A 4,712-nucleotide genomic window follows, 5' to 3' on the forward strand; every position below is an offset into this window, starting at 1 on the left:
ATCGCTTCCATCGCCACCTTGGCCTTGAACTGCGCGCTGTAGCGCTTCCTCGTCGTCTTCATTCCCGTCCATTCCTTCAGGTCGGGATGAGCTTAACACCCTGTCCGAATTTCCGGGACCACCTCAGTGGCGTAGGTGACGAGTTTCCCATTCAGGCATTTGCCAATCGGGGCTACTTTGTACTGAGTGTTGAGAACCACAGCTATGAGGCGGTTGTCGGAACGAAGGTTGCACCCAGTTCGATAACGCGGGCCTTCAACACGGACTTTGCCGGCCGCAAAAGTCTTCTTTCGTCCATTGAGACAATGGTGCGATCGCTTGTGTCGCGGGGACTGATCGACAATCGTCGTATCGGCATAACCGGTTTAAGTGACGGATCATCAACTGTTCAATTCGCGTCGTTGAACAGCTCGCTCTTTTCGGCTGGTTCGGCAACGGCGTGCTGTTGGGAGCACACCCAGAATGCCTTGCTTGGACCGACCGCTGCGCGAGGTTTTGAAAGGAATGGATGGCCCCGCCAGATTGATGCCAATCCCCGTTTCTGGAGCCAAATTTCGATCGCCCAGAATCCAGCGAGAGTATCCTTTCCATTACTCTTTCAGGCATCCGATGATGAATATATAGCGGTTCTCGAGAGCTATAATGCGTTAGTCGAGGCAGGTAGGCCGGTCGATCTGTATATATTCCCGGGCGAGCATCACATCAAATGGCAGCCAGCGCATAGGCTGGCAGTTTACGAGCGAAACATCGCATGGTTCGACTTTTGGTTATTGGACAGGATGCCGACGACTGAGTCCGGAATTCTTGAAGCCATGCGATGGAAGGCGATGAGAGATCGGGCAGTGTCGAACAAGGACAAGCCCATTGGCGTCGCTACGCAGCCGCCACCGTAATCGATCGCCGTTTCTGCGCCCAATGCCGAACCCAGTTCTCTGCGTCGAGGATCGACAAAATGCGCGTGTTTTCCCGGGCCGTTAGGAGCGCAGGATTCGCGAGGGCCTTTGAGAATGCCGGGAGATCAAGGAGCCCAGCAGCCCCGAGGTGACCGTCCATTACTCTGTCCCGGATCTGTCGGGAGAACGTCGATACGATACGAGCAACAAACACGTCGGGCCCGCCCTTTTGCCGGCGATGGATGATTTCGTCCGGTAGCACATCGCGGAAGCTGGAGCGTGCCATCGATCGGTTCATGCCGTCCGCGCACATCTGCCAAGAGGGAATTCCCAAGCAGTACTCGACAATCGGCTGAGCCATCAGCGGATTGACGGTGGGCATCCCAATCGTGCTGTCCCTGCCGAGGAGGCTGTCCTGGACCCGAAGCAACATCGCAATGTGGCCACGTTTTGCCGGCAACGAGCCTGGCGGGGCATCGAGCCACGGATGTTTAGGAGCAGCGGGCGAGTGATCCGCCGGAAGACTGAGGAACATCGGGTCCGGCCGCCAATGATAAGAGGAATGGCGATTGCGCCAGACCGCTAAGGCCTCCCGGAATACGTCAAGCAGGCCAGCACCTGTGATCCGGCTCAAATCCTTCGCTGTCTGGCAGACGCCTGCTGTGAGTCCTTCCCGAAGGAAACGGTCGACCAGCGGCCTTGCCGACTGCGTCATATAAAAGACGCTGTCCCCACCGTTTCCCGTGAAGAAGCAGGCAGATTGGGATATTGCGGCAGCCCGGCGCAGCGCGGCGCCATATGCATACTCCTGGGCGCGCCGTCCGGGCGTTGGAAGTTCTTCGGCGGGCGAGTGAACGATATCCACGTCGGCTAGCATATAGACTTCTTCCACTAGCGGGAGATCGAAGGCCGATGCGATAATCCTTGCATAGTGTCGCTCGTCGCCCAGGGGCTCATCTGTAGCCAGGGTGAAGCACGAGGTGGGTGCACTCGACCGCGCCAAACAACTGGTCACGATTGATGAATCCAAACCTCCAGAAACGCCGACGAGCGCACTGGGGTAACAGGAAGCCCAAGCGGATACGCTGAGTTGTATAGCGCGGCGTAGGCCGCTCTCGTCTGCCTCAGCACCCCGGCCCAGCTCGGGTTCCACAAAGTCCCAAGGATTCCAGGTCTGCTTCAGGATAAGGGCATTATCTCGCCACTCCGCTGAATTACCAGGAGGTAGCCTGCGAAGACCTCGAAGCGGTGTTCGATCGGAGGGAAGATCGGGATAGTATAGGTTTTCAAAGACTTCGTGCGCTTCGACTTCGCCGGTTATAAACCCTGCCTCATGGATCAATGATGCATGAGAGCCGAATACCAACAACTCGTCCGTAACGGCATATTCACAAGGCAGGCCGCCAGATGGATCGCGGAGGACTTTGACTGAACCCGCGACGGAAAGCACCGCGACGTAGCTGCCCCAATACCGGTTTGTCAGTTCCTCCTCGGGATTGGTGCCGATAGCTGCCGCGTCGCCTGCCGAAAGATCGAGAATTCGTTCCGGATAGCCATGACGGCGAAAGAGAGGCCCCATTATCGCGCCATCAAGAACTGGTAGGCTGAGGACTTCCGATGGATCGGACGCCAGAATGCAGAAGGTCTCATTCGAGTATGAATGACGAAGGCACGTTCGGTCGCAAATCCTGTCTAGGAGAGAAGTTTCCGGTCGCGGACCGCGCCAAATGACGATCAGATATTGGAACATCGCTAGATTGCCAAGATTGGCGTGAAGCAGCGAACATGCTCCAACCTGTCGTTGAGGACGGTTTGTTTATGCTGAACCCAGCAATGGGCTTGAAAAGGGTTGAGCCTCACACCGAAAACGAGCGTGGTCGCGATCGACCGGTGACGGCAGAGAGAAATATATGCGAGTGAGCGGGGCAGGCATCGGCCATCGACCCCCGTTATAAGTGCAGACCTTTCAAGGGCCGCTGCAATCTCGACAAAATGACCGTTGGAGTTATCAGGCGGCGCGTCTTTGAGGCTATTTCTTTTGGCGCCGAGCGTTTCGGCGATACTAGCCAAGGAGCGCATCTTCAGTGTTGCGGACCATGATAATTCGGTAAGGACTGCTCGAATTGTACTCTCTTTTCCATTCCCCGTCAGAGGGTAGGACGTCAGGTCACGAACCGCTTCGACAATCCCGATCCCGTTGTTGGCCAGTTGATCGGTCGACCCTTCGCGTACCAGCCCTCTCGCCATTAACGGGCGCAGTATGGGATGTGTGGCGATCGATCCCGGCGCTGCGTCCCGCAAGCTGGTCAGAACACCGATATCTGGCTGTTTCAGACAGAAATATCTGTTTGCGTTGAGGTCAAGAAAAACGGCAGCGTCATTGACGATGCAGAATGATACGCCGGGGCAGAGAGCGAGGGGCATTGGTCCGATCCTCGGGGAATGGCGGACACGCGGTGCGTGCCCGCCACATGCCGCTCAGTCGTCGGTGAGACCACCGCCGATCTGCTGGGTGTCGAGACCGTCTTCTCGGCCGAACATCCCGCCCTTCGTCTCCTCGGTGACCGCACCGAGGTCGATCAGGTCATTGCTCAGTTCATGCTCGCGTTCCATCTTGTCCTCCATTCAGGTGGGGTGCTGCAGCATGCAGCCCTTCGATCGTAGGTGGGGACACACTGATCACCGATGGGATAAGCTATCGCCGGTGACAGGAGTTTGGAGAACGCCCACGCGCAGAGCCTGATCGCCCCCGGCGCCTTGAAGGCTTTTCTCAACGATTCAGTTAGATAGCACCTTGTCGACTGTTCCGCCTGCCGCTGTGACAAGATCGGCAATGCGACGCAGCCGCCGTCGATGGTAGGCCCAAATGGCGGTCATGAGGTTCGAGGCGGGACCGGCGGCGGTCAAGGTTTGGACCGCATGATATTCCTCCGCAAGGTCACTGATCACCTGCGGTTCCTTGAGTCGCACGGCGTGAAGCCGCTCTCCGGCAGCAAGGATTGCATCGTGGTGCTCACCATTTGGCGATTGGCTCGCGATGAATGAGAAGAGCTGCCCCGTGGCGGTCGCAAAGGCCTCGGGGCTCGCGAGCTCTGATGACCCGTCCATCTCGACGGGAGCGTCACCGTTCTTGGTTCGACGGCGAGCCTGCAGAGCGTTGCGGATCAACTGGCCATGCCAGAAGTAGAGATTCCTGAGAGCCGTTTCAGTGATATCGGGAAGCTGGAATCCTCCACCCGGATGCAACTCGAGAAGTTTCTCGCCTACGAGACGAAAGGCACCACCTCTGAATGGGCTCACGCTTGCCCGATATTCCTTAGCAAGAGCGCGTTCGACCAAGACAGTCCGTGGCGGGAAGCGGCCGCCCATGATATCGGCCTTCAATCGCTGGTAGACGCGAAGAGTGGTTACCGGATCAGAAGACACGGGCGGCATTCTGCGGACGTGCTGACGCGTGTCAGTCGATGGGCGAGCGGCCGAGCGGGAAGGCTTTGGTAGGTCACGCCCCGTCTCGTCGGACAGGTGCATGGGCTTCCCAGAACTTCTAGCGGTGGCGGCATGGCAAGATCCCGTTGACTTCGAATGGTTGTTGAGTGTGTCCTGCCAGCGCTTCGTCGAGCGACCGTGTCGATCTCGGTCACCGAGCGCCAACTGACGAACCCGAATTGAAGAGGATCGGTTCGAAGCTGCAGCGTAAGCGCCGACGGAAGGCGGCATTGACGCGGCCTGTCAGGCTTTCCGGCGTGTCCGTGGCGCCCATTTTTTCGCGAGCGCTTCCAGCCTTGCCTCGATCAGGGGGATATCGGGCTGGGCGTTGGG

The 4,712-nt window shown here is 57.9% G+C and carries 5 protein-coding genes; 1 reads left to right on the forward strand and 4 read right to left on the reverse strand.

Features of this window, described 5'->3' with window-relative positions; genetic code table 11:
* The coding region (locus tag ACFQ24_RS04445; protein WP_380909284.1) for a prolyl oligopeptidase family serine peptidase at window positions 1–893 on the forward strand (893 nt) is incomplete at its 5' end.
* On the opposite strand, the gene ACFQ24_RS04450 is transcribed toward ACFQ24_RS04445, so the two are convergent.
* The 4 genes from ACFQ24_RS04450 to ACFQ24_RS04465 form a co-directional block, all read right to left on the reverse strand.
* A complete protein-coding gene (locus tag ACFQ24_RS04450; protein WP_380909286.1) occupies window positions 874–2,472 on the reverse strand; it encodes an asparagine synthase-related protein in 1,599 nt (532 codons plus the stop codon). The genes ACFQ24_RS04445 and ACFQ24_RS04450 overlap by 20 nt on opposite strands.
* Before the next feature lie 173 nt (window positions 2,473–2,645).
* A complete protein-coding gene (locus ACFQ24_RS04455) occupies window positions 2,646–3,317 on the reverse strand; it encodes a lasso peptide biosynthesis B2 protein (protein ID WP_380909288.1) in 672 nt (223 codons plus the stop codon).
* A 54-nt stretch (window positions 3,318–3,371) separates the two neighbouring features.
* Entirely contained in the window at window positions 3,372–3,506 is a 135-nt protein-coding gene (locus tag ACFQ24_RS04460; protein WP_380909290.1) for a benenodin family lasso peptide, read from the reverse strand.
* A gap of 165 nt (window positions 3,507–3,671) precedes the next feature.
* A complete protein-coding gene (locus tag ACFQ24_RS04465) occupies window positions 3,672–4,319 on the reverse strand; it encodes a GntR family transcriptional regulator (protein ID WP_380909292.1) in 648 nt (215 codons plus the stop codon).
* Window positions 4,320–4,712: the final 393 nt, after the last annotated feature.

The sequence above is a fragment of the Sphingobium olei genome (genome assembly GCF_042678845.1).
GTDB lineage: Bacteria > Pseudomonadota > Alphaproteobacteria > Sphingomonadales > Sphingomonadaceae > Sphingobium > Sphingobium olei.